Origin of the sequence: Spiroplasma endosymbiont of Zeiraphera isertana (assembly GCF_964030805.1) — a bacterium.
Lineage (GTDB): Bacteria > Bacillota_I > Bacilli_A > Mycoplasmatales > VBWQ01 > Spiroplasma_E.
Genome location: NZ_OZ034965.1, coordinates 1,400,780 through 1,424,046, shown reverse-complemented (window position 1 = coordinate 1,424,046; position 23,267 = coordinate 1,400,780). Strand labels below are relative to the sequence as shown.

Annotated in this window: 29 protein-coding genes and 3 pseudogenes; 12 read left to right on the top strand and 20 right to left on the bottom strand. The window is 24.1% G+C overall.

Annotated elements, in window-relative coordinates; translation table 4 throughout:
• Position 1: 1 nt before the first annotated feature.
• On the bottom strand, positions 2-154 hold the full coding sequence (locus AAHM78_RS10080) for a hypothetical protein (protein ID WP_342253060.1): 153 nt from the start codon (positions 152-154) through the stop codon (positions 2-4).
• A 75-nt stretch (positions 155-229) separates the two neighbouring features.
• Positions 230-1,504, bottom strand: a complete 1,275-nt coding sequence (locus tag AAHM78_RS10075; RefSeq protein ID WP_342253059.1) for a hemolysin family protein — start codon at positions 1,502-1,504, stop codon at positions 230-232.
• A gap of 136 nt (positions 1,505-1,640) precedes the next feature.
• On the opposite strand from AAHM78_RS10075, the gene AAHM78_RS10070 reads away from it, so the two are divergent.
• Both AAHM78_RS10070 and AAHM78_RS10065 read left to right on the top strand, forming a co-directional pair.
• Positions 1,641-2,288, top strand: coding sequence for a hypothetical protein (locus tag AAHM78_RS10070; RefSeq protein ID WP_342253058.1), 648 nt, complete (start codon positions 1,641-1,643; stop codon positions 2,286-2,288).
• A 241-nt stretch (positions 2,289-2,529) separates the two neighbouring features.
• Positions 2,530-2,958 carry a hypothetical protein gene (locus tag AAHM78_RS10065; RefSeq protein ID WP_342253057.1) on the top strand — a complete coding sequence of 143 codons (429 nt, stop codon included), beginning with the start codon at positions 2,530-2,532 and terminating at the stop codon, positions 2,956-2,958.
• Here AAHM78_RS10065 and AAHM78_RS10060 read toward each other — a convergent pair.
• The 5 genes from AAHM78_RS10060 to AAHM78_RS10040 all read right to left on the bottom strand — a co-directional run bounded on the left by AAHM78_RS10060 (position 2,914) and on the right by AAHM78_RS10040 (position 6,469).
• Positions 2,914-3,711, bottom strand: a complete 798-nt coding sequence (locus AAHM78_RS10060; RefSeq protein WP_342253056.1) for an IS3 family transposase — start codon at positions 3,709-3,711, stop codon at positions 2,914-2,916. The two genes, AAHM78_RS10065 and AAHM78_RS10060, sit on opposite strands and share 45 nt — an antisense overlap.
• A 279-nt stretch (positions 3,712-3,990) precedes the next feature.
• On the bottom strand, positions 3,991-4,950 hold the full coding sequence (locus AAHM78_RS10055) for an IS1595 family transposase (protein ID WP_342253055.1): 960 nt from the start codon (positions 4,948-4,950) through the stop codon (positions 3,991-3,993).
• Positions 4,951-4,993: 43 nt separating this feature from the next.
• A complete protein-coding gene (locus AAHM78_RS10050; protein WP_342253054.1) occupies positions 4,994-5,170 on the bottom strand; it encodes a transposase in 177 nt (58 codons plus the stop codon).
• 172 nt (positions 5,171-5,342) lie between these two features.
• Positions 5,343-5,936, bottom strand: coding sequence for an RdgB/HAM1 family non-canonical purine NTP pyrophosphatase (rdgB, locus tag AAHM78_RS10045; protein WP_342253053.1), 594 nt, complete (start codon positions 5,934-5,936; stop codon positions 5,343-5,345).
• The gene (locus tag AAHM78_RS10040) at positions 5,936-6,469 is read right to left on the bottom strand and encodes a cob(I)yrinic acid a,c-diamide adenosyltransferase (RefSeq protein ID WP_342253052.1); all 534 of its coding nucleotides are present in this window, start codon (positions 6,467-6,469) and stop codon (positions 5,936-5,938) included. Before AAHM78_RS10040 ends, rdgB begins: the two co-directional genes overlap by 1 nt.
• A gap of 212 nt (positions 6,470-6,681) precedes the next feature.
• On the opposite strand from AAHM78_RS10040, the gene AAHM78_RS10035 reads away from it, so the two are divergent.
• Together AAHM78_RS10035 and AAHM78_RS10030 are read left to right on the top strand one after the other, a co-directional pair.
• Complete coding sequence (locus tag AAHM78_RS10035; RefSeq protein WP_342253051.1) at positions 6,682-7,356, top strand: phosphotransferase; 675 nt, start codon at positions 6,682-6,684, stop codon at positions 7,354-7,356.
• A 180-nt stretch (positions 7,357-7,536) separates the two neighbouring features.
• Positions 7,537-8,253: an IS1595 family transposase gene (locus AAHM78_RS10030; protein WP_342253050.1), complete on the top strand. Its 717-nt coding sequence runs from the start codon at positions 7,537-7,539 to the stop codon at positions 8,251-8,253.
• Positions 8,254-8,356: 103 nt separating this feature from the next.
• Here the strand turns inward: AAHM78_RS10030 and AAHM78_RS10025 are convergent, their stop codons facing one another.
• From AAHM78_RS10025 to topA, 5 genes and pseudogenes are all read right to left on the bottom strand, one after another.
• Positions 8,357-8,659 (bottom strand): hypothetical protein, encoded by a 303-nt coding sequence (locus AAHM78_RS10025; protein WP_342253049.1) that lies wholly within the window; start codon positions 8,657-8,659, stop codon positions 8,357-8,359.
• Positions 8,660-8,768: 109 nt separating this feature from the next.
• A pseudogene (locus tag AAHM78_RS10020) lies at positions 8,769-9,726 on the bottom strand (IS30 family transposase).
• 50 nt (positions 9,727-9,776) lie between these two features.
• Positions 9,777-10,682, bottom strand: coding sequence for a riboflavin biosynthesis protein RibF (gene ribF / locus AAHM78_RS10010; protein ID WP_342253046.1), 906 nt, complete (start codon positions 10,680-10,682; stop codon positions 9,777-9,779).
• The gene (gene truB, locus AAHM78_RS10005) at positions 10,642-11,565 is read right to left on the bottom strand and encodes a tRNA pseudouridine(55) synthase TruB (RefSeq protein ID WP_342253045.1); all 924 of its coding nucleotides are present in this window, start codon (positions 11,563-11,565) and stop codon (positions 10,642-10,644) included. The genes ribF and truB overlap by 41 nt, the downstream gene beginning before the upstream one ends.
• Positions 11,566-11,574: 9 nt before the next feature.
• Positions 11,575-13,536 carry a type I DNA topoisomerase gene (gene topA, locus AAHM78_RS10000; RefSeq protein WP_342253044.1) on the bottom strand — a complete coding sequence of 654 codons (1,962 nt, stop codon included), beginning with the start codon at positions 13,534-13,536 and terminating at the stop codon, positions 11,575-11,577.
• A gap of 247 nt (positions 13,537-13,783) precedes the next feature.
• Here topA and AAHM78_RS09995 point away from each other — a divergent pair, with 247 nt between their 5' ends.
• Positions 13,784-14,134, top strand: a complete 351-nt coding sequence (locus AAHM78_RS09995) for a hypothetical protein (protein WP_342253043.1) — start codon at positions 13,784-13,786, stop codon at positions 14,132-14,134.
• Between the two features lie 34 nt (positions 14,135-14,168).
• Here AAHM78_RS09995 and AAHM78_RS17050 read toward each other — a convergent pair.
• From AAHM78_RS17050 to AAHM78_RS09985, 3 genes and pseudogenes are all read right to left on the bottom strand, one after another.
• Positions 14,169-14,402: pseudogene (locus tag AAHM78_RS17050) on the bottom strand (IS30 family transposase); the annotation flags it as partial.
• A 79-nt stretch (positions 14,403-14,481) separates the two neighbouring features.
• Complete coding sequence (locus tag AAHM78_RS09990) at positions 14,482-15,441, bottom strand: IS1595 family transposase (RefSeq protein ID WP_342252847.1); 960 nt, start codon at positions 15,439-15,441, stop codon at positions 14,482-14,484.
• 83 nt (positions 15,442-15,524) lie between these two features.
• Positions 15,525-16,250: pseudogene (locus AAHM78_RS09985) on the bottom strand (IS30 family transposase); the annotation flags it as partial.
• Between the two features lie 96 nt (positions 16,251-16,346).
• Here AAHM78_RS09985 and AAHM78_RS09980 point away from each other — a divergent pair.
• The gene (locus AAHM78_RS09980) at positions 16,347-16,757 is read left to right on the top strand and encodes a transposase family protein (RefSeq protein ID WP_342253041.1); all 411 of its coding nucleotides are present in this window, start codon (positions 16,347-16,349) and stop codon (positions 16,755-16,757) included.
• 118 nt (positions 16,758-16,875) lie between these two features.
• Positions 16,876-17,382 (top strand): IS1595 family transposase, encoded by a 507-nt coding sequence (locus tag AAHM78_RS09975; RefSeq protein WP_342253040.1) that lies wholly within the window; start codon positions 16,876-16,878, stop codon positions 17,380-17,382.
• 85 nt (positions 17,383-17,467) lie between these two features.
• Here the strand turns inward: AAHM78_RS09975 and AAHM78_RS09970 are convergent, their stop codons facing one another.
• Complete coding sequence (locus tag AAHM78_RS09970) at positions 17,468-17,854, bottom strand: hypothetical protein (RefSeq protein WP_342253039.1); 387 nt, start codon at positions 17,852-17,854, stop codon at positions 17,468-17,470.
• 18 nt (positions 17,855-17,872) lie between these two features.
• Here AAHM78_RS09970 and AAHM78_RS09965 point away from each other — a divergent pair, with 18 nt between their 5' ends.
• Positions 17,873-18,694: an IS1595 family transposase gene (locus AAHM78_RS09965; RefSeq protein ID WP_342252843.1), complete on the top strand. Its 822-nt coding sequence runs from the start codon at positions 17,873-17,875 to the stop codon at positions 18,692-18,694.
• 40 nt (positions 18,695-18,734) lie between these two features.
• On the opposite strand, the gene AAHM78_RS09960 is transcribed toward AAHM78_RS09965, so the two are convergent.
• A complete protein-coding gene (locus AAHM78_RS09960) occupies positions 18,735-19,376 on the bottom strand; it encodes an IS1/IS1595 family N-terminal zinc-binding domain-containing protein (protein WP_342253038.1) in 642 nt (213 codons plus the stop codon).
• A 67-nt stretch (positions 19,377-19,443) separates the two neighbouring features.
• Between AAHM78_RS09960 and AAHM78_RS09955 the strand changes: the two genes are divergently transcribed.
• On the top strand, positions 19,444-19,680 hold the full coding sequence (locus tag AAHM78_RS09955) for a transposase (protein ID WP_342253037.1): 237 nt from the start codon (positions 19,444-19,446) through the stop codon (positions 19,678-19,680).
• 42 nt (positions 19,681-19,722) lie between these two features.
• On the opposite strand, the gene AAHM78_RS09950 is transcribed toward AAHM78_RS09955, so the two are convergent.
• Entirely contained in the window at positions 19,723-19,887 is a 165-nt protein-coding gene (locus AAHM78_RS09950; protein WP_342253036.1) for a hypothetical protein, read from the bottom strand.
• Positions 19,888-19,973: 86 nt separating this feature from the next.
• Between AAHM78_RS09950 and AAHM78_RS09945 the strand changes: the two genes are divergently transcribed.
• From AAHM78_RS09945 to AAHM78_RS17040, 3 genes are all read left to right on the top strand, one after another.
• The gene (locus tag AAHM78_RS09945) at positions 19,974-20,183 is read left to right on the top strand and encodes a transposase family protein (RefSeq protein ID WP_342253035.1); all 210 of its coding nucleotides are present in this window, start codon (positions 19,974-19,976) and stop codon (positions 20,181-20,183) included.
• 618 nt (positions 20,184-20,801) lie between these two features.
• Positions 20,802-21,194: a transposase family protein gene (locus AAHM78_RS17045; protein WP_342252835.1), complete on the top strand. Its 393-nt coding sequence runs from the start codon at positions 20,802-20,804 to the stop codon at positions 21,192-21,194.
• A 50-nt stretch (positions 21,195-21,244) separates the two neighbouring features.
• Positions 21,245-21,619, top strand: a complete 375-nt coding sequence (locus tag AAHM78_RS17040; RefSeq protein ID WP_425289805.1) for a transposase family protein — start codon at positions 21,245-21,247, stop codon at positions 21,617-21,619.
• A 197-nt stretch (positions 21,620-21,816) separates the two neighbouring features.
• On the opposite strand, the gene AAHM78_RS09935 is transcribed toward AAHM78_RS17040, so the two are convergent.
• Together AAHM78_RS09935 and AAHM78_RS09930 are read right to left on the bottom strand one after the other, a co-directional pair.
• Positions 21,817-22,875, bottom strand: a complete 1,059-nt coding sequence (locus AAHM78_RS09935; protein ID WP_342253034.1) for an MSC_0882 family membrane protein — start codon at positions 22,873-22,875, stop codon at positions 21,817-21,819.
• 19 nt (positions 22,876-22,894) lie between these two features.
• Positions 22,895-23,203 (bottom strand): hypothetical protein, encoded by a 309-nt coding sequence (locus tag AAHM78_RS09930; protein WP_342253033.1) that lies wholly within the window; start codon positions 23,201-23,203, stop codon positions 22,895-22,897.
• Positions 23,204-23,267: the final 64 nt, after the last annotated feature.

The window sequence follows — 23,267 nt, the reverse complement described above, 5'->3', positions numbered from 1 at the left end:
GTTAAAGTTTTCATTTTAATAAACTAGCATTAGCATCATGCTTATTTAAATAGACATAATGATCACTGTCTGGAGAAAACGTTAACATTAAACCATTAACTGTTACAAGATTTAATGCTGCAATCATAGTTACTAATTTAATACCTTTTTTCATAATTAACCTCCCCTTCATATCATAATTATAATTATGATTTTACATTGTAGCATTTAAATAAAAATCCTGCACTAACTATTCTCATTTATTTTTAATTTTTTTATTAGTAAAAATTTCAACTTCAAAAACAGCAAATTCTTTGCGAACCTTTATAACTTTAAATGAAAAATTTCGAAATTTTAAAAGTGGACTATTTTTCCTTACTTTCTTTACTTTTGTTTTGAACATATATCATTCTTGGACAGTTTGTTTATTATAATTTGGAGGTTTTCTTTTTAAATAACGTTTAAATAATACTTCAAGTTTTGAAGAACCATCAACACGAAACTTATGTGTTCCTATTTCTTGTATCAATCCAATTTCATCAGTTTCATCATAAATTTCACCAACTAATTCTTCAAGAATATCTTCAAGTGTAATAATACCATTAAAATCTTTTTTATCTTTATTATTGCAGACAATAGCCATATGCATTCTTTCGGTTTGTAAAATTTCCAATGCTTCATTTAACTTAGTACGCTTAGAAATAAAAATTGCTGGTAACATTAATTGTAATAAATCTGGATTTTCATTTTCTAACATATTAATAATAAATTCTTTAATATTTAAAATACCAATTACATTTTGATTAACATGATCTAAAACAGGAATTCTACTATATTTTTCTTCTAAATATAGATGTTTAATAACTTTAGGTGGCGTATCATCATAAATATATTTAATTTTACTTTTGGGATGCATAGCTTGAAAAACTGATTTTTCATCAAATTTAATTGCAGATTCAATTAAATCACGTTCTGCTTTTTCAAGAACTCCTTCTCTTTCAATTATTGAAATCAATTCAATAAGTTCTTGTTCAGAACTTGTTGGTTTTTTACTTTTAAATTGAAATAAAGTAACAATAAAAGTTATTGGATAAAAAATAATATTAAGAATATACAAAATATATGCATAATTTAAAGCTATTGTCTCGGGATGTAATTTTGCAACACTTTTAGGTATAATTTCACCAATAATTAAAACAACAATTGCTGAAACTAAAGTTGATATTAAAGGACCATAAGTAGGATAAACACGAAAAGAATCAATAAATAATATGGTACTTAAAGTACCAATTCCAACATTAATTACTGTGTTACCAAGTAAAATTGTTGTTAAAGTTACATTATAATTTTTAACTAACTTAAATACAATATTAGCACGACGACTTTTCTTACTACGTAATTTACCAATAGATTTAATTCTTATAACATTTAAAGAAGTTAATGATGTTTCAGCAGATGAATAAAAACCACTTAAAAATAATAAAACCAGCAATATTATTAAATAAATATACCAATTACTGTCCATATAGAAAAAAAACTACTCCTTTTGATTTTTATATTGTTATTAAGATTATAACATAGTATACTTAGTACGTTATATTTAATTATTAATTTATTATTCATATAACTTTATGATATTATATTGAAGGTGATGAAAATAAATGCGTAAAAAATTTGGACTAATAGCAGCCTTAATAATAGGCACAACAACTAGTTTACAAGTTAGTGCTTGTACAGATGATTCAAAATATCAAGAATTTATTAGTGATGTTAATAGTGGGCATGCTTTTTTTGGCATACTTGGTACTGCTGATAATCCACTTTCTAAGCAAATTATTGACGGTTTACACACAATGCAAATCAAAAATAATAATGTACCAAGTAAATGAGATAACTGATTAACAGAAAAGAAAACTGAAATAAACAGTGTTACTACTAATGGGACTATTAATATTAAAATTTATGAAAAATCTCCTTATGCCAACCCTAGTAGTGATATTGTTAACCAATTTTGAAATGATAAAAAAATTAGTTGACAACAACAAATGTATCATTGACTACTTGACCATAAAATTTCTGATAATAGTTCAGCACCTGTTGCTGATTCAGGTGTCAAGGAAATTCAAAATCCTGTTGATAAAGAAAGAGCATTTAAAGCTTTACCAATTGTTTTTATTGTTAATAAAGGTAAACTAATAACTGTTGGCCAAGAATGAGGAACTATTGATAATCCAAATCAGTTTTTTGATCAACTAACAGCTTTAATCACAGGTAATCTATTAAAAACTGCTGCTAAAAAAACTATATAATTTTTAAAAGAAGATATATAATTATCTTCTTTTACTTTTTTATTTCTTAATATTGATTATTCCATTTTTTATAAATTGATATAACTAAGATACGTGTTTATTTTTTATTGTATTTTATTTATAAGGTGCTAAAATTTTAGTAGATAAGCAGATTTAGTAAAAATAACAATAATTCTAAACATTTCTAACTCATTACTTTAAAAAAAGTAATGAGTTTTATAGTTAAAAAGAGGTATCTAAAATGAATGATTTACTTATTAATAATACCAGTGAATTGGTAACTTTTAATACTAACAGTACAGATCCTACTAATATAAAAAATATTACTTGAAAAAATTCTATTCAAGAACACAAAAATAAAGTTGAACAAACATATCAAATTTTTTTAAAATCACAAGAATGAGGAAAAAAGTTAAGACAACAAATAACAACACCATTAACAATAACTAAAATTAAAAACAGACATAAAAAAAGAAGCACAAATATATTAGTCTCAACACTAACAACAGAACAAATACAAAGATTATCACCAAAACAAATAAAATGATTAACAAATTGACAAATTAAAGAACTTACAGCAGAACAAATACAAAGTTTTACAGTGGAATGGCAACCTTTTTTAGGACTATTTTTTGGTAGACATTTGTTTTTGATAATTAACTGGAGTTAGGTAGTTTAAAGTGCTATGAATTCGTATGTGGTTATATCAATTGATATAATCAAATAATTCTAATTTTAATCGGATTAATGATGTAAAATTTTTATCATTAATAAATTCTGTTTTGAAAGTTTTAAAAGTTGCTTCAGCAACAGCATTGTCATAAGGACATCCTTTTTTGCTTAAAGATCGATTTATGTTGAATGCTAGTAAAAGTTTATCAATAATTTTATTATTAAATTCATTACCTCGATCGCTATGAAATATTTGAATATCTTTTAAACAGCGATTTGATTGCATAAATGCTTCATATACTAATGATGCATCTTTTTTAGTGCCTACACTATGTCCAATAATTTCGCGGTTAAATAGGTCTATTAATAAACAAATATAGTTTCACTTACCATTTACTTGAACATAAGTTAAATCACTAACAATAACTTCATTTTTAATCCTATTCTTAAAGTTTCTATTAACAAGATTAGTTATTTGACTATCATTGACTTTATTATGATAATTTTTGTGTCTTAATTTAGTGTATTTTGATATTAAATTATGTTTATTCATAATTTCTTTAATTTTTCGTCTTGATAAATAAATTTCTTGGTTTTCTAATATGACTTTTAATCTTCTTGTGCCATAAATTTCTTTATTTTCTTTAAAAGCACTAATAACAGCTTCATCATACATATTATTTTGTTTTTTTTCTTTTTTCTTGAAATTAAAATAATATGTTGATTTAGAGAGCTTTAAAAAACGACACATTGTACGAATTTTATATTTACATTTATTATTGATAATAATCTCTATTTTCTGCCTATTATTAGTGCTGCTTGCTTTAAAATATCATGTTCCATTCGTAACTGTTTTAATTCTTTTCTTAATTTAATTAATTCATTTTCTTCAACAGAACGATTATCTTTAGATTTAAAACTACCTGAATTAGTAAATTCTTTTAATTTTCAAAAAAACTCTTGATGAAATAAAAAAAATCATCAACCTGGCCTAAAATTTGATTTTATTTAATTTTGGGATTTATTTTTTTTACAAACTGAAATATAATGCTTCAGATTTTGCATAAGGTGATATTTTATAATGTTGGTATTTAAATTTTCATAAATTGAGGTAATTTTGAATATTGGTAAATCCAATGCCATGATAATGAGTAATAAATTCTTTTAAACTTGATTGTATTTTACTGATATTACTTAAATTTTTATAATTTAATTCTTTATTTTCTTTTGATTTAAATTTCTTGAGAGTACATTTTGTTTGTTTAGCTACTGTATCATATAGTATTTGCATATCACAAACTATAATTGATTTTTCTTCGATAAGCTTAGATGTTAAATTTTCTTGTACTCATTTTTTTGTTAATCTTTTAGTATTTGTTGTTTGAGCATAAATATTTTTATTTTCATCAATTGCCATTTCAATACAACAGTTTAAATCTTTAGCATTTTCTTCAATTCATTTTTTTCTTGGATCATCTGGATTTTTGAAATTTCCTTTATGAATTTCTTTGATAAAAGTTTCATCAATTTCAATTCTACCTTTTAATTTTGTGAATGGTTTTTGTGTTTTTGCTAATTGTGATGATTTCATAAATTTTTGACGATTAAATCATGCTGATGTTTTTGAAATTTTAGAAAATTGAGAAATAGTATAAGCAGATTGACCTAACAATGACAATCAAATTATTCAATCTCATTGTTCATGAGATAAATGACTTCAATGTAAAAAATGATTTCTTAAAGCATCAAAGCTACTTTTACAATCTTTGCATAAATATTTTTGCTTATTATTCTTAAAACCATTTTTTACACATCAATAAGATTTACAATTTGGACATTGAATTCCTTTTTCTTTAAATTTTTTATCAATTGCATCTAATTTTTCTTTTTTCTCAATTTGTTTAATTCTATTTTTAAAATGTCTAATAATTTTTATAAATTCTTCATCTTTTTTGTTTTTTAAAACATCAATTAATTCATTATTAGTCACAAAAAATCACCCCCGATATAAAAATATTACTTTTAATTTAAAATTAAAAGTAATATCAAGATTTTTTGTGAAAATTAAAAGTAAATTGCTTAATTCAATTATAAGTAGCTGCTCTTGTAACATTGTACTCTTTAGCAAGACAAGACACTGACTTACCACTTTGATATAAAGCTACTATTTGTTTCTTAAATTCGTCGGTATATGAGTTAATATTGGCCATAATTATAGTTCCTTTCTTTTAACTAATTTGTTCACTTGTCTACGTAATTAGTGTCCAATAAAGTGTAATCTATCCAATTATTTAAAATAGTTTCTAAACAAAATTCAATCTTTAAAAAAGAAAAACTGTAAAAAAGAATTAAACCATCCTTTTTATTTTTCATTTTAACTATCTAATTTTGTTCTTGTAAAAATGTTAATAATTGCTGAATTGCTGAATTACGATGAGAAATTTTATTTTTATCTGCCAATGACAATTCACCTAAAGTAGCATGTACTACCGGAACATAAAATATTTGATCGTAACCAAAACCATCATTACCTTTTATCTCAGTAGTGATTTCACCTTCAAGTTTACCAATAAATGCTTTAGTAATCTTATGATCAAAATCAACATAAGCAATAGCAGAAATAAATACTGCTGCACGATTAGTTTCACCTTCCATTTGTTCTAAAATGTCTAACATTGCATCATGATAGGACATTTCACCCTTTCATCGTGCTGAGTTAATACCAGGAAAATTATTTAAAGCTACTATTTCTAACCCTGAATCATCAGCAATTACAGGACCATTCACTAATTTTGCAAGTGTTGTTGCTTTTAAAATTGCATTTTCAATAAATGATGTACCTGTTTCATTAATTTCAAGAGGAGAATTAAGATCTAACATTGATTTGACATTATATCCCTTTGTCTGTAAGATACTCTTTAATTCATTAATTTTACCGATATTATTAGATGCAAACCATAAGGTTTTAGCAGTCATTAATAATCAATCCCTTCACGAGCAATTTGACCTTTTTCAAAATAATGTTTAATTGATTTAACTTCACTAATTAAATTAGCACATTGCTCTAAGGCAAAAGATGCATATCTACCAGATAATGCAATTTCAATATGTGATTTTTTATTTTTTAAAATTTCAATTAAGTCTTGTTCTTTAATCAAATTATTTTGAATACACCCTAAAATTTCATCAACAACAATAAGATCGGTATTATCACTTTGACTTAACAGTTTTAATCTAGTAAGACCATAATTAGTTTCTGGTTTTAATTTATTTTTTTCTTCTTCATCCATTTCTCAAAAAAATTTTTGCGAAGATTCATAAAAACTTTCAATTTTAAGTTTAGTATTTTGTTTTAAAAAATTAATTTCACCAGAAGGACGATTTTTTAAAAAACGTAAGTAACTAACATTAAGATTATTACCCAATGCTCTAATTACCATACCATTAAGAATTGAGGTTTTACCTCTTCCTTCACCTTTATAAATATGAATATAACCTTTTTTTAACATACTATCACTTACTTTCAATATTTTTTATTTAATAAATTGTATAATTTTATTACGGACAATACAAGCAAAATAGAGGTGTCATTTTGAAATTTAAAACTATTAAACCACCATATCAATTAGAGATATTAAAAACAAAAGGTTTAACCAATGACTTATTTTTAGTAAATAAACATTTTTTTTTAAAAAAATCTAAAGATATTTTGCAACCTTTTTTGAATTTTACAAATCAAATTAATGTTATTAAATTAATTAAATCAAAAAAATTTACATTACCTATTAATGAAATAAATATTAATAATAATAAACTATTAACCTTAATGCCATATTATCATAATTTAATTAATTTAAGCGAACAAATAATTAATAAACAAATATTAGAACAAATTTCATCATTGGTAAAACAACTACATAATATTAAATTTGATAATAAATCATTAATTAAAACTTGAAAAGGTTTAGAACAACTTAATTTATACTGTAATTTAACTACTAGTAATCCTTGCTTAGAAAAAATAACCAGTGAGGTAATCAAATGAATTGCTACTTATCAACCAACAACAATTGTTTTATCTCATAATGATTTAACATTAAATAATTTTGTTAAAAAAAATAATTGTTGATATTTAATTGATTGAGATTTTGCTTGTTGAAACGACGAATTATTTGATATTGCCTCTTTTGCTTCTGAAAGTTTAACTTCTGAAACCGAAATTAATACTTGATTTAATTGTTTTAATTTAAATAATGAACAAATAATTATTGCTAAAAAATGAATGAATTATCAAAATTTAATTTGATATTATTGAGCTTGTTATTTATACGAACAAACTAATTTAAACATATATAAAGAAATTAGTGAAAGTAAATTAACTAATCTATTAAAATAAGTTATTTAAATAATGCATCATTTTACTTAATTATATTTGGAAATTATCCCCGCATGTACTAGTGTGGAGGAAAAAATGAATTGAAATGAATTCAATAGCATATTTCAAACTGAAAACGATTGTTTGAAATATATAGCGAAGTTTAAAACAATGAAATGCATCAGGTGTGCTTCTTCTAGTTTGAATGCTTCTGATTTGAGAAGAATACGATGTTTGAACTGTAACCAAACATTTAGTATTCTTTATGGAACCATTTTTTATAAGTCACAGACCCAAATGACATCTTGGTTTTATCTCATCTTTAGATGAATAAACACAAAGCATGGCATACCAGCAACCGATGTTGCAAGGGAATTGGGTGTGACCTATAAAACAGCTTGAAGAATGTGTCATGAAATCAGGACTAGAATTGGAAATCAAGATGCAGGTTTCATTGTTGATGGCACAGCACAGATGGATGAAATGTATCTTTCACATTTAGGTTTTAAAAAACAAGGAAGATCCTTGTTGAATAAAACTTTGATTGTTGGAGTTTATGAGAAAACCAGCAACAAACTAATTGTGAAGGTGCTGAAAAATGCAGATGAAAAAAACCTTTTAAGATTTGCATTGAAACACATTTTTACTGAGTGCTGTCTATTTACGGATTCTTGGAAGGGATATGTAAGTTTCAAAAACTTCTATCCCAAACATGAAATCGTAAATCATGAAGTTGGGTATGTGTCACCAACAGGTGTAAACACAAACCAGATTGAATCAGCATGAAAGCACATCCGACGAACTTTCCGAACACACATAAGAGTTTCAAAGCACAATATTCATTTATATGCAAAAGAATCAGCATATAAATTCAATAACATACCTAGTTTTGAAACTGTAATTTTGTGTTTGATTTAAATACATGCGGGGATAATTTCCTAGGTAGGCTTTTATCTCCATTTATGTGATAAAATTTAAAAATAGTACATAAAGGGATAAAAGCCTTATATTTTTTAATTTCTTAACAAATTGAACCATAATTAGGTAATTTATTAGTAGTCTGTTTTTTTTGTTCAATTTGTTTTCCTTGTAAATTTATTTCTACTATATTATTAACAGCTGAAATGTTTGATTCTATTTCAATAACTATACATTTATTATTTGAAGTGTGTTCTTGTAACAATGGCATTCTTTCATCATTTACAATTTGACAATTATCATTTGAAGTAATATTTTTTTGTAAATTTTCTTTATAATCATAGTTTGCGCAAATTTCATTATTATCTTTTATTTGATTTATAAATTCTTTTACTCAATATTTCATTATTTATTTACTCCCTTTTTTCTTTTTTATTTTTCATTAGCATATACAATAAAATTTAATTTTATTGGAAATAGTTTTCCTGAGTTGTAAATATAAATGGGACAGTTTTTTAAAATAATTGTATTAAATCTATTGGTCTTTTATAAGAGAGCGATTTTCTGGGTGTAGAATTAATTTGAAATGCTATAAAATTTAAATCTTTTTGTTTATATGAAGATAGATCTGTAGATTTTGGTAAATATCTTCTTAAAATACCATTATTATTTTCATTTAAACACCTTTGGCAAGGTTTACCAGGATCTGCCAAATAAATTTTGACATTACAAATTTTTTCGATTAATCTTCATTTACTAAATTCTTTACCACGATCAAAAGTAATGGTTTTAACTGTTCCTTTTTGTAACTTTGAAATAAATTTTATTATACTTTTCGTAATATTTTCTGATTTATGATTTTTAGTTACTAAAGGAATTGTGGTTTTTGATCATATATCAGCCAAAGTAATAATAGAACTTTTATGATCTTTGCCAATGATAGTATCACCTTCTAAATGACCAAATTCTTGTATATTTTTAATATTAGGAATGATTAAATTTCTTTCATGAATAGACTTACAATTATTAATTTTGCCCCTAGTTTCTTTTTGTTTGTGAGATTTATTTTTGCCTTTTCTCAATAAGTTATTTTCATCAAAACCCATTCGATTTGTTTTAAACATGTTATATAAAGTTTTTGTTGAAATACTTTTTATTTTATTTTCCTTTAAAAAGTTAGCGATTATATCAAGAGCATACTTTTTAGTAATTAACATTAGTAATTAACAAATGATTAATACTATTAATTTCTGTTAAAGTTAAAATTATTAATTTTCTGCCTGCATTTTGTTTATTTTTTTGAAATTGATTCAATATTTCTAATGGCAATAAGTTTTTATTTAATAATCTACAAACTCTATGTACAGTTGATTTACTATAATCAACAATTTTTGCTATTTTACGAATCGAAAATCCATAATTTTTATATTCTTTTATTGCTATTATTGATTCAATACTCAGATACTTATACATTGCGCTAATTCCTTTCTTTTCTTAATTATAGAACTAACACAATTTAATTTTTATATAAGTGTCCTTTTTAATTTTACAATTAAAGTTTCTATTAAATCTTTATCGACTTGTTTTTTTAAATCATCTAAATTAGTAAACTTTAAATTATCACGAAGAAAATCTAAAAATCTAACTTTAATGATTTTTCCATATAAATCTTGATTAAAGTTTAATAAGTAAGTTTCAACTAACGGCTTATTATTACGTAACATAATTACTGTCATACTTGGATATCATTTATTATCTACTTCAGTAAGTGTAATATAAGTAGCAAGACCTGGTAATGCATAGTTTGTTAATAAAGATAAATTAGCAGTTGGAAAATTAATCGTTCTAGCCTCTTTAATACCATGAACTACTTTACCACTAATTGTATATGGCTCTTGTTGTAAACAAAGATTAGCACTACTAATATCTTTATTTTGTAAAAGTTGTTTAATATAAGTTGAAGAAACTTTGTTATTATTAACAATAATATCATTACAAAGATAAACTTGTAATGAAGATTGTTGTAATGTTTTAATATTACCTTGCCCTTGATAACCAAACCTAATATTTGGATTAACAACTACTGCTTTAACATTATTTGCCAATAATCACGAAATAAATTGCTCTGGTGAAAGTGTTGCTATTTCTTTACTAAACTTAATTTCCCAATAATAATCAAAATTGTATTTAGCAATTGTTTTAATTTTATCTTCATTACTTAATAAAACCTCATTATTTTTATTACTAATTACACTTTGTGGTTTTCTATCAAAACTAATAATACATGTTTGATAATTGTTTATTGTTGAATTAACTAATAATTGTTTAAATAGGGCTTGATGACCTTGATGAATACCATCAAAAAAACCTCAACAAGCAATAATTGGTTTAGACATCAATTTTTGATTTTGAATATTTAGATTTTTCAATTTTAATATCTTCATTACATTTAAAACCTCGTTGGCTTACGTATAAATTATTTTTTTGATTACGATAAATAGCTAATGGCAAATGTTCAGAATTAACAACTAAAACATATGGCTCATTAGTGCTATCAATAACTAAAGGTTTACCATCAATAACACTTTTACTATTATCAACAACAATCGATGGCATAATATTTTTAACACCATCATAAATACTAATATGATTTTTACTAACTGTTTCTTCATTAATAACATCTAAATTTAGGGCATTACTTAAATCAAAACCCGATTGATGAATTCTTCTCAAATAAGTTAAAGTTGCTGATGTATGTAAAATTCTAGCAATGTCAGTAACCAAAGCTCGAACATAAGTTCCTTTTGAACATACTACTTCAAAAGTAACTAAATCATTATTAAAACTAATTAATTTTAAAGATTTAATATAAACCTTACGTTTTGGTAATTCAACAGGAATATTCTCACGAGCATATTCATAAAGTTTTTTACCATTAATTTTAACTGCTGCATAAGCAGGAATTATTTGCTCATATTGACGATTATTATAAAATTCAAGTGCTTTAACAATTTCTGATTCTTTTAAATCAAGATGTGGTTTTGATTCAATAATTTTACCAGTAATATCGCCGGTGTCGGTTTTTAAAAATAGTTGCATTTTTGCAATGTAAACTTTATCACTTTTTAAAATAAAATCACTAATTTTGGTTGCTTCATTCACAAGTACTACCATTAGTCCTGTTGCTAAAGGATCTAACGTACCTGTATGACCAATTTTATTTAATTTCAAACGTTTTTTAATAACAACAAGACAATCTTGTGATGTCATAAATGAAGGTTTATCTATTAATAATATATAATCTTTTAACATGCGTTTCACCTACTTTACTTCTTTATCAGAAGTTATTTCTTGATACTTTTCAACATGTTTACAATTTGGATAATTAGTACACCCTAAAAATTTTCGATTTTGTTTTGAAGATTTAACAACCATTCAACCATCTGTACATACTAAACAAGGTTTAATTTTTTCTAATTGTTTTTGAATATATCGACATTTTGGAAATGCTGAACAACCGTTAAATTTACCATATCTTCCTGTTCTTTGTACAAGTGGGTCACCACAAAGTGGACAATCTTGATCTAATAAAACCGGTTTAATTTTAAACTCAGTCATTTTATCAAAAGCATCATCAATCCTTGGTTCAAACTTAACTCAAAAGTCTTTTACCACTTGATGCATATCAAAATTACCATGAGCAATTTGATCTAATTGAGTTTCAACTTGTGAAGTATATGTCTCATTAATAATATCATAAAAAAACTCTTGAAGTTTATCATTAGTTAAAAGACCTTTCTCAGTAGCTTTAAAAGACTTATTTTCAATAATAACATAACCGCGTTCTTTAATAGTGTTCATAATTGGATTATAAGTCGATGGTCGACCAATTCCTAGTTCTTCTAATGTTTTAATTAATTTAGCTTCTGTGTATCTTGGTTTTGGTTTAGTAAAGTGTTGCTGTAAATTTACTGACTCAACTTTAATAATTTGATTTTTTTCAAATTTTGGTAAAACTAAAAGTTCTTCATTTTCAAGACTTTCTACATCAAGCATTAAAAATCCTTTAAACTTGATTTGTTGTCCTGTTAAACGAAATTGATAATCATTATTTTTAAATAAAACAGTAGTACTAATTAATTGTGATGGTGCCATTAATGAACTAAGGGCACGAAAATAAATTAAATTATAAAGTTTTAATTGATCTTTATTTAAACAATCAATAGCACGTTTATTATTCATTGTTAAATCAGTTGGTCTGATTGCTTCATGAGCATCTTGCACATTTTTTTTATTAGTCTGTTCTTTCTTCTGCCCAAGATATTGTTCACCATATTCATTAACAATTAATGTTTTGGCATTTTCAATAAATTTATCATTTAAACGTATTGAATCAGTACGAGGATAACTAATAAATCCAGTAAGTGTTGCATTAACATCAATTCCTTCATACAATTGCTGAGCAATAAGCGTTGTTTTAGCAGTACTAAAATTTAATTGTGTTGATGCTGCTTGTAATAAACTACTAGTAGTAAATGGATTTAATGAATTACGCTTACGATTTTGTTCAGTAACAGAAATTACTTGATAACTATCACTTAATGCATTTTTAATAGCAACTGCTTCTTGTTCATTATTAATAACTAACAGTTCTTCTTTATATTTTTCACAATTTAATATTATTTTTTTTTGATAAGTACTATTAATTGTTCAAAATTCTTTACTAATAAAATTAATAATTTCACGTTCTCTTGTTGCTATTAATTTTAATGCTACTGATTGTACTCTCCCTGCACTACGTGAACCGATCTTCTTTTGTAATAGATTACTTAAGCGAAAACCAATGATACGATCAACCATTCTTCTTGCTTCTTGACTACGAACTAATGGTAAATCAATACTATGTGGAGATTTAAATGCTGTTAAAATTGCATCTTTAGTAATTTCATTAAAAGTTATTCGTGATGATATATTACTTGTTGCTAATACTTGATCTAAATGATAAGCAATTGCTTCTCCTTCACGATCATGATCGGTTGCTAGATAAACATGAGTAATACTTTTTAATTTACTTTTTAATTCTTTTACCTTTGGCATTTTTTTGCGATCAATTTTGTAAATTGGTTCAAAAGTTTCTAAATCAATTCCCAAACCATATTGACCTTTAATTGCTAAATTACGAATGTGTCCATCCGAAGATAACACTAAATAATCATTACCTAAATATGATTGTACTGCTTTACTTTTAACTGGAGATTCCATGATTACTAATTTTGATGGCATCTTATATCTTCCTCTATATATAATTTATTAGCTTTATTCAAATACTATTTTGTAATATATATAACTTTAACGCGAAAGTCAATATTTTTTTTGGATATATGCTTTTTTATAAAAATTTTAAATAACTTATTAACAATTAATATATAAATTATGCTATATTTATTTAGTAAAAATTTAATATAAGTTTTTATCCTATTTATTTTTGTAAATAAATAGGTTTTTATTTTAATTTGAAAGGAACATAAAAATGAAATTTTTAAACACAAATGAGAGCGAAATTAATTCTGAAATACTTTCTAATTTATTACAATCAATACTTCCAAATAATCCTCTTACAGTGGGACTGGTGTGTCTTGCTGGTGGAATTGGTTACTATTCATGAAATTTTTACAAAAATAAAAAACAAGAATTAAATATAAAAGTAATAGAAAAAAATGATGAAAAGAAAACTACATTAAACTCAAAGAATCTAACAAACCAATCAAGTAATATAAGTAAATGTGAATATAATATGATATTAGATGATGCAACTAAAACTAATCAAATAATTTTAGATGACCTGAGTTGTAAATATAAATGGGACAGTTTTTTAAAATAATTGCCTGAGTTGTAAATATAAATGGGACAGTTTTTTAAAATAATTGTATTAAATCTATTGGTCTTTTATAAGAGAGCGATTTTCTGGGTGTAGAATTAATTTGAAATGCTATAAAATTTAAATCTTTTTGTTTATATGAAGATAGATCTGTAGATTTTGGTAAATATCTTCTTAAAATACCATTATTATTTTCATTTAAACCCCTTTGGCAAGGTTTACCAGGATCTGCAAAATAAATTTTGACATTACAAATTTTTTTTAATTTTCAAAAAAACTCTTGATGAAATAAAAAAAATCATCAACCTGGCCTAAAATTTGATTTTATTTAATTTTGGGATTTATTTTTTTTACAAACTGAAATATAATGCTTCAGATTTTGCATAAGGTGATATTTTATAATGTTGGTATTTAAATTTTCATAAATTGAGGTAATTTTGAATATTGGTAAATCCAATGCCATGATAATGAGTAATAAATTCTTTTAAACTTGATTGTATTTTACTGATATTACTTAAATTTTTATAATTTAATTCTTTATTTTCTTTTGATTTAAATTTCTTGAGAGTACATTTTGTTTGTTTAGCTACTGTATCATATAGTATTTGCATATCACAAACTATAATTGATTTTTCTTCGATAAGCTTAGATGTTAAATTTTCTTGTACTCATTTTTTTGTTAATCTTTTAGTATTTGTTGTTTGAGCATAAATATTTTTATTTTCATCAATTGCCATTTCAATACAACAGTTTAAATCTTTAGCATTTTCTTCAATTCATTTTTTTCTTGGATCATCTGGATTTTTGAAATTTCCTTTATGAATTTCTTTGATAAAAGTTTCATCAATTTCAATTCTACCTTTTAATTTTGTGAATGGTTTTTGTGTTTTTGCTAATTGTGATGATTTCATAAATTTTTGACGATTAAATCATGCTGATGTTTTTGAAATTTTAGCAAATTGAGAAATAGTATAAGCAGATTGACCTAACAATGACAATCAAATTATTCAATCTCATTGTTCATGAGATAAATGACTTCAATGTAAAAAATGATTTCTTAAAGCATCAAAGCTACTTTTACAATCTTTGCATAAATATTTTTGCTTATTATTCTTAAAACCATTTTTTACACATCAATAAGATTTACAATTTGGACATTGAATTCCTTTTTCTTTAAATTTTTTATCAATTGCATCTAATTTTTCTTTTTTCTCAATTTGTTTAATTCTATTTTTAAAATGTCTAATAATTTTTATAAATTCTTCATCTTTTTTGTTTTTTAAAACATCAATTAATTCATTATTAGTCACAAAAAATCACCCCTGATATAAAAATATTACTTTTAATTTTAAATTAAAAGTAATATCAAGATTTTTTGTGAAAATTAAAAAATTTTTTCGATTAATCTTCATTTACTAAATTCTTTACCACGATCAAAAGTAATGGTTTTAACTGTTCCTTTTTGTAACTTTGAAATAAATTTTATTATACTTTTCGTAATATTTTCTGATTTATGATTTTTAGTTACTAAAGGAATTGTGGTTTTTGATCATATATCAGCCAAAGTAATAATAGAACTTTTATGATCTTTGCCAATGATAGTATTACCTTCTAAATGACCAAATTCTTTTATATTTTTAATATTAGGAATGATTAAATTTCTTTCATGAATAGACTTACAATTATTAATTTTGACCCTAGTTTCTTTTTGTTTGTGAGATTTATTTTTGCCTTTTCTCAATAAGTTATTTTCATCAAAACCCATTCTATTTTTTTTAAACATTTTATATAAAGTTTTTGTTGAAATACTTTTTATTTTATTTTCCTTTAAAAAGTTAGCAATTATATCAAGAGCATACTTTTTAGTAATTAACAAATGATTAATACTATTAATTTCTGTTAAAGTTAAAATTATTAATTTTCTGCCTGCATTTTGTTTATTTTTTTGAAATTGATTCAATATTTCTAATGGCAATAAGTTTTTATTTAATAATCTACAAACTCTATGTACAGTTGATTTACTATAATCAACAATTTTTGCTATTTTACGAATCGAAAATCCATAATTTTTATATTCTTTTATTGCTATTATTGATTCAATACTCAGATACTTATACATTGCGCTAATTCCTTTCTTTTCTTAATTAGACTTGGTGCAAAACCTTTAATTTTAAAAATTTAACGATTATTATTGATATTAAAGGTGATAGTTATTATGTTGACAAAATATAAAGATGATCAAGAATTTTATAGTTTAGTCGGCATAAAGCCACAAACATTTTATAAAATGCTTGAAATTTTAAAAATTGCTGAGTCTAAACAAAAATATTATGGTGGTAGAAAAAATAAAATTGTAATTGAAGAGCGTTTATTAATGACTTTAGAATATTGAAAAGACTATAGTAGTTATAGAGTTATTGCAAAAAGATATAATATTAGTCATACTAGTTGCATTCGTAATATTTTTTGAATTGAAAATATTTTAACAAAAAGCGGAATTTTTAATTTACCCGGAAAAAAAGATTTAACAAAAAATAAAGGTACTAATAATAATTTGTTAGCTATTGATGCTACTGAAACTCCAATTGAAAGAATTAAAAAAGGAAATTATCCCCACATGTACTAGTGTGGAGGAAAAAATGAATGGAAATGAATTCAATAGCATATTTCAAACTGAAAACGATTGTTTGAAATATATAGCGAAGTTGAAAATAATGAAATGCATCAGATGTGCTTCTTCTAGTTTGAATACTTCTGATTTGAGAAGAATACGATGTTTGAACTGTAACCCAACATTTAGTATTCTTTATGGAACCATTTTTTATAAGTCACAAACCCAAATGACATCTTGGTTTTATCTCATCTTTAGATGAATAAACACAAAGCATGGCATACCAGCAACCGATGTTGCAAGGGAATTGAGTGTTACCTATAAAACAGCTTGAAAAATGTGTCATGAAATCAGGACTAGAATTGGAAATCAAGATGCAGGTTTCATTCTTGATGGCACAGCACAGATGGATGAAATGTATCTTTCACATTTAGGTTTTAAAAAACAAGGAAGATCCTTGTTGAATAAAACTTTGAGTGTTGGAGTTTATGAGAAAACCAGCAACAAACTAATTGTGAAGGTGCTGAAAAATGCAGATGAAAAAAACCTTTTAAGATTTGCATTGAAACACATTTTTACTGAGTGCTGTCTATTTACGGATTCTTGGAAGGGATATGTAAGTTTCAAAAACTTCTTTTAATTTTCAAAAAAACTCTTGATGAAATAAAAAAAATCATCAACCTGGCCTAAAATTTGATTTTATTTAATTTTGGGATTTATTTTTTTTACAAACTGAAATATAATGCTTCGGATTTTGCATAAGGTGATATTTTATAATGTTGGTATTTAAATTTTCATAAATTGAGGTAATTTTGAATATTGGTAAATCCAATGCCATGATAATGAGTAATAAATTCTTTTAAACTTGATTGTATTTTACTGATATTACTTAAATTTTTATAATTTAATTCTTTATTTTCTTTTGATTTAAATTTCTTGAGATTACATTTTGTTTGTTTAGCTACTGTATCATATAGTATTTGCATATCACAAACTATAATTGATTTTTCTTCGATAAGCTTAGATGTTAAATTTTCTTGTACTCATTTTTTTGTTAATCTTTTAGTATTTGTTGTTTGAGCATAAATATTTTTACGGACTTCTCCCCACATGTACTTGTGGAGGAAACAATGAAATTGAATGAGTTCAACAATATATTTCAAACAGAAAAAGATTGTTTGAAATATATAGCAAGTTTGAAGGAAAACAAATGTATGAGGTGTTCTTGAACAAATTTGAATACTTCTGATTTAAGAAGAATAAGATGTTTGAAATGTCATCAAACATTTAGTATTCTTCATGACACCATTTTTTACAAGTCACAAACACCTTTGACATCTTGGTTTTATCTCATCTTTAGATGAATAAACACCAAACATGGAATTCCATCAACTGATGTTGCAAAAGAATTGGGAGTAACTTTGAAAACTGCTTGAAGAATGGGTCATAAAATCCGAAGTGCAATTGCAAAACAAGAACCTCAATTCATTGTTGAGGGCATAGTGCAAATGGATGAAATGTATCTTTCACATATGGGTTTTAAAAAACAAGGAAGATCCTTAAAAAATAAAACTTTGATTGTTGGGATTTATGAAAAAACAACCAATAATTTAATTGTGAAAGTGTTGAAAAATGCAAATCAAAAAAATCTTTTGCAATTTGCAAGAAACCACATTTCTTCAAAGTGTGATGTACATACTGATTCTTGAAAAGGATATCGCCATTTTAAATCAGTTTTCACTAAGCATGAAACAGTTAACCATCAAGATGGCTATGTTTCAAAAACTGGTGTAAACATAAACCAGATTGAATCGGCATGAAAGCACATCAGACGAACATTTAAAACACATATCAAAGTTGAAAAACATCATGTTCATTTATACGCAAAAGAATCGGCATATAAATTCAACAATATACCTAGTTTTGAAACTGTAATGTTATGTTTGATTTAAAAATGTGGGGAGAAGTCCGTAGATAGGCTTTTCTCAGCATTTATGTGATAAAATTTAAAAATAGTACATAAAGGGAGAAAAGCCTATTTTTATTTTCATCAATTGCCATTTCAATACAACAGTTTAAATCTTTAGCATTTTCTTCAATTCATTTTTTTCTTGGATCATCTGGATTTTTGAAATTTCCTTTATGAATTTCTTTGATAAAAGTTTCATCAATTTCAATTCTACCTTTTAATTTTGTGAATGGTTTTTGTGTTTTTGCTAATTGTGATGATTTCATAAATTTTTGACGATTAAATCATGCTGATGTTTTTGAAATTTTAGCAAATTGAGAAATAGTATAAGCAGATTGACCTAACAATGACAATCAAATTATTCAATCTCATTGTTCATGAGATAAATGACTTCAATGTAAAAAATGATTTCTTAAAGCATCAAAGCTACTTTTACAATCTTTGCATAAATATTTTTGCTTATTATTCTTAAAACCATTTTTTACACATCAATAAGATTTACAATTTGGACATTGAATTCCTTTTTCTTTAAATGTTTTATCAATTGCATCTAATTTTTCTTTTTTCTCAATTTGTTTAATTCTATTTTTAAAATGTCTAATAATTTTTATAAATTCTTCATCTTTTTTGTTTTTTAAAACATCAATTAATTCATTATTAGTCACAAAAAATCACCCCCGATATAAAAATATTACTTTTAATTTAAAATTAAAAGTAATATCAAGATTTTTTGTGAAAATTAAAAAAAACTTCTATCCCAAACATGAAATCGTAAATCATGAAGTTGGGTATGTGTCACCAACGGGTGTAAACACAAACCAGATTGAATCAGCATGAAAGAACATCCGACGAACTTTCCGAACACACATAAGAGTTTCAAAGCACAATATTCATTTATATGCAAAAGAATCAGCATATAAATTCAATAACATACCTAGTTTTGAAACTGTAATTTTGTGTTTGATTTAAATACATGCAGGGATAATTTCCTAGGTAGGCTTTTATCTCCATTTATGTGATAAAATTTAAAAATAGTACATAAAGGGATAAAAGCCTTAAAAAAAAACTAAAATTACTTTTTTCAGGTAAAAAGAAACATCATTCTCTCAAATCCCAAATAATTATTGATATTTCCAATGGAAAAATTATTTCAACTGCTTTTTGTTTTGGAAGCATTCATGATTTTAAATTGCTTCTAAAATCTAAAACTTTTATTCATCCAGAGTTATCAAGGTATACAAAATATTCATAAAAATACATTTTTGCCATTTAAAAAAAGTAAATACAATCAATTAACACCAATTCAAAAAGAATACAATAAAACTTTAAGTAAAATTAGAATTAAAATTGAACACGTATTTGCTAAACTAAAACGTTTTAAAATTTTAAGTTTAAAATATCGCAATAAAATACGAAGATTTGCATTAAGATTTAATTTAATAGCAGGAATATATAATTTTAAATTACCTTAGTTTTGCACCAAGTCTATTATATTTTTTTCTTTTTTACTAAAAAATATTACTATTTTTAAATTTTGTAAACGTAATATTATAAGTTATTATGGCTATGAAATTATTAATCCACAAGAGTTAAATCAATACAAAAAAAAGATAAATAGAATATGTATGATTACTATTGGTTTTGCTTTTTTGGTGATTTTTATAATATTTTAGTCTCATAAATTACTTAATTAGTTTATATTTCTTCTCTATTTTTGTTAATATAAATAAATTTTTGTTGTAATGTATTAAATATATTTTTTATAAAATCTCTATTTTCAATTTTCTAATAACTTTTTCTTAATTTTAATTATATATATATATATATTAAACTAATGTTTAAAATATACAATAAAATTAGTTATTTAATTTCTGATTAATATCTGACATTAAATTTGAATCAATTTTTAGTATAATTTAAAATATGTTCTAAGTCACAAGTAATATTCATATAGTCGACAATAGTACTCAAGTCAATATCAAAAGGATTTTATTAAATTTATTTCTAAAGATTTTTTTAATAGACTTGGTGCAAAACCTTTAATTTTAACAATTTAACGATTATTATTAATATTAAAGGTGATAGTTATTATGTTGAAAAAATATAAAGATGATCAAGAATTTTATAGTTTAGTCGGCATAAAGCCACAAACATTTTATAAAATGCTTGAAATTTTAAAAATTGCTGAGTCTAAACAAAAATATTATGGTGGTAGAAAAAATAAAATTGTAATTGAAGAGCGTTTATTAATGACTTTAGAATATTGAAAAGACTATAGTAGTTATAGAGTTATTGCAAAAAGATATAATATTAGTCATACTAGTTGCATTCGTAATATTTTTTGAATTGAAAATATTTTAATAAAAAGCGGAATTTTTAATTTACCTGGAAAAAAAGATTTAACAAAAAATAAAGGTACTAATAATAATTTGTTAGCTATTGATGCTACTGAAACTCCAATTGAAAGAATTAAAAAAAACTAAAATTACTTTTTTCAGGTAAAAAGAAACATCATTCTCTCAAATCCCAAATAATTATTGATATTTCCAATGGAAAAATTATTTCAACTGCTTTTTGTTTTGGAAGCATTCATGATTTTAAATTGCTTCTAAAATCTAAAACTTTTATTCATCCAGAAAAACAAGTTTTTGTTGATTCAGGTTATCAAGGTATACAAAATATTCATAAAAATACATTTTTGCCATTTAAAAAAAGTAAATACAATCAATTAACACCAATTCAAAAAGAATACAATAAAACTTTAAGTAAAATTAGAATTAAAATGGAACACGTATTTGCTAAACTAAAACGTTTTAAAATTTTAAGTTTAAAATATCGCAATAAAATACGAAGATTTGCATTAAGATTTAATTTAATAGCAGGAATATATAATTTGGAATTACCTTAGTTTTGCACCAAGTCTAATATACTATCTTTGTCTATATTTTCAAGATAAATTTTAATAAAACCTATTATTTCAAATAAAAATAGGTTAAAAATTTATTTTAAGTTTATAGTTTATATAATAAACTTTCAAAAAAATATAATCAATATATTTTTTCATAAATTAAGTTTATTAAATAATGTTTCTTAATTTTTTAATAACTACTTTTTCTTTCTTCTTTTTAATACAAATATGGGAATAACAATTGCAAAAAATATTAAAGCAGTAAAACCAATAATAATAATCATACATATTCTATTTATCTTTTTTTTGTATTGATTTAACTCTTGTGGATTAATAATTTCATAGCCATAATAACTTATAATATTACGTTTACGAAATTTAAAAATAACAATATTAATCATATGAATAAAGAAAATAACACCTAAAATAATTGTTAAAGTTATTGCATTTTTAATAATATCAGGAACATTAACTGTTCATTTTTGAATAATAAAAGTTAATTTCTGACCACTAATCAAAAACATAATGCCAATAATAATACCAAGAACAATATAACTACTAATACTTATTCAATTAACAATTATCAAGTTAGCATGAATTTTACGATAATTTCTAATTATAAAATTAGGAGGTAATAGCGATCCTTTTAGTGTTCTTTCAATATATAAATCCACTTCTCTTCTTAATGTCACAAATTCAATAATATTAATCAAAATAATAGTAAGAGCAATAATTGCTAATGGAATAGTAATTACAGGATGAGGAATAATTTTTATGTTAATCATACCAAAATATAAACCAATAAAAGTTGAAGCAATAATTAATGTCATAACACCAATAAATAACAAAATCAATTGTTTTAGCTTCTCTGATTTAATTTCTCTGCTAATTGGTTTTGGAATTTTAAAACTATTTTTATAACTAACTATTTCCATAGTATTAAATGTTTGTGGTTGATCATAATACATATCTTTTTCTTTAGTAAAGTTTTCATTGATCGGCACTGTCTTTTTTTCTTGTAAAGGTATTATATAAGAACTAGTAACTTGTATATTTTTACCATCATATTTTTTTTCATTATAATCATTTTCATTAAAATCAGAATTATGAATATTTTCTTTATTTTTATTAATTGGTGGTACAACATTGCTAAAATAAGTGTTATTATTAGTTGATTTTTGATAACCTTCTTTATCTGATAACCTATTTTTTTGTGAAAAAAATTTATCAAATAATTTAAATTTTATTTTAGACATATACATCACCTACATTTAATTAGTTAAAATATTTTTTTGTCTTTTTAGAAATATGTTTACTTGAATAAAATTTTCTTTGTAATTTGGCAATTTCATGTTCAATTTCCAAAATTTTATCTTCAAATTGATAATCTTTTTCTTCTAAACTTAAGTATCTTTTAATAGAAATCCTTTTGCGTAAATACATTATTAATAAAATTGATAATAATAACAGAAAAATCAAAAGTGCTAACCCACCCATTGAATATAAAAAAGTAGTAATTGGAATCTCAAAACCTAAAAACTTAATGGTATTAGTACTACTATCATCACTTACTACTGCTAACACTAATTTCACCTCATACATTAGTATATAAATATTATAACAAAAACACCAAATCTAATTAATATTA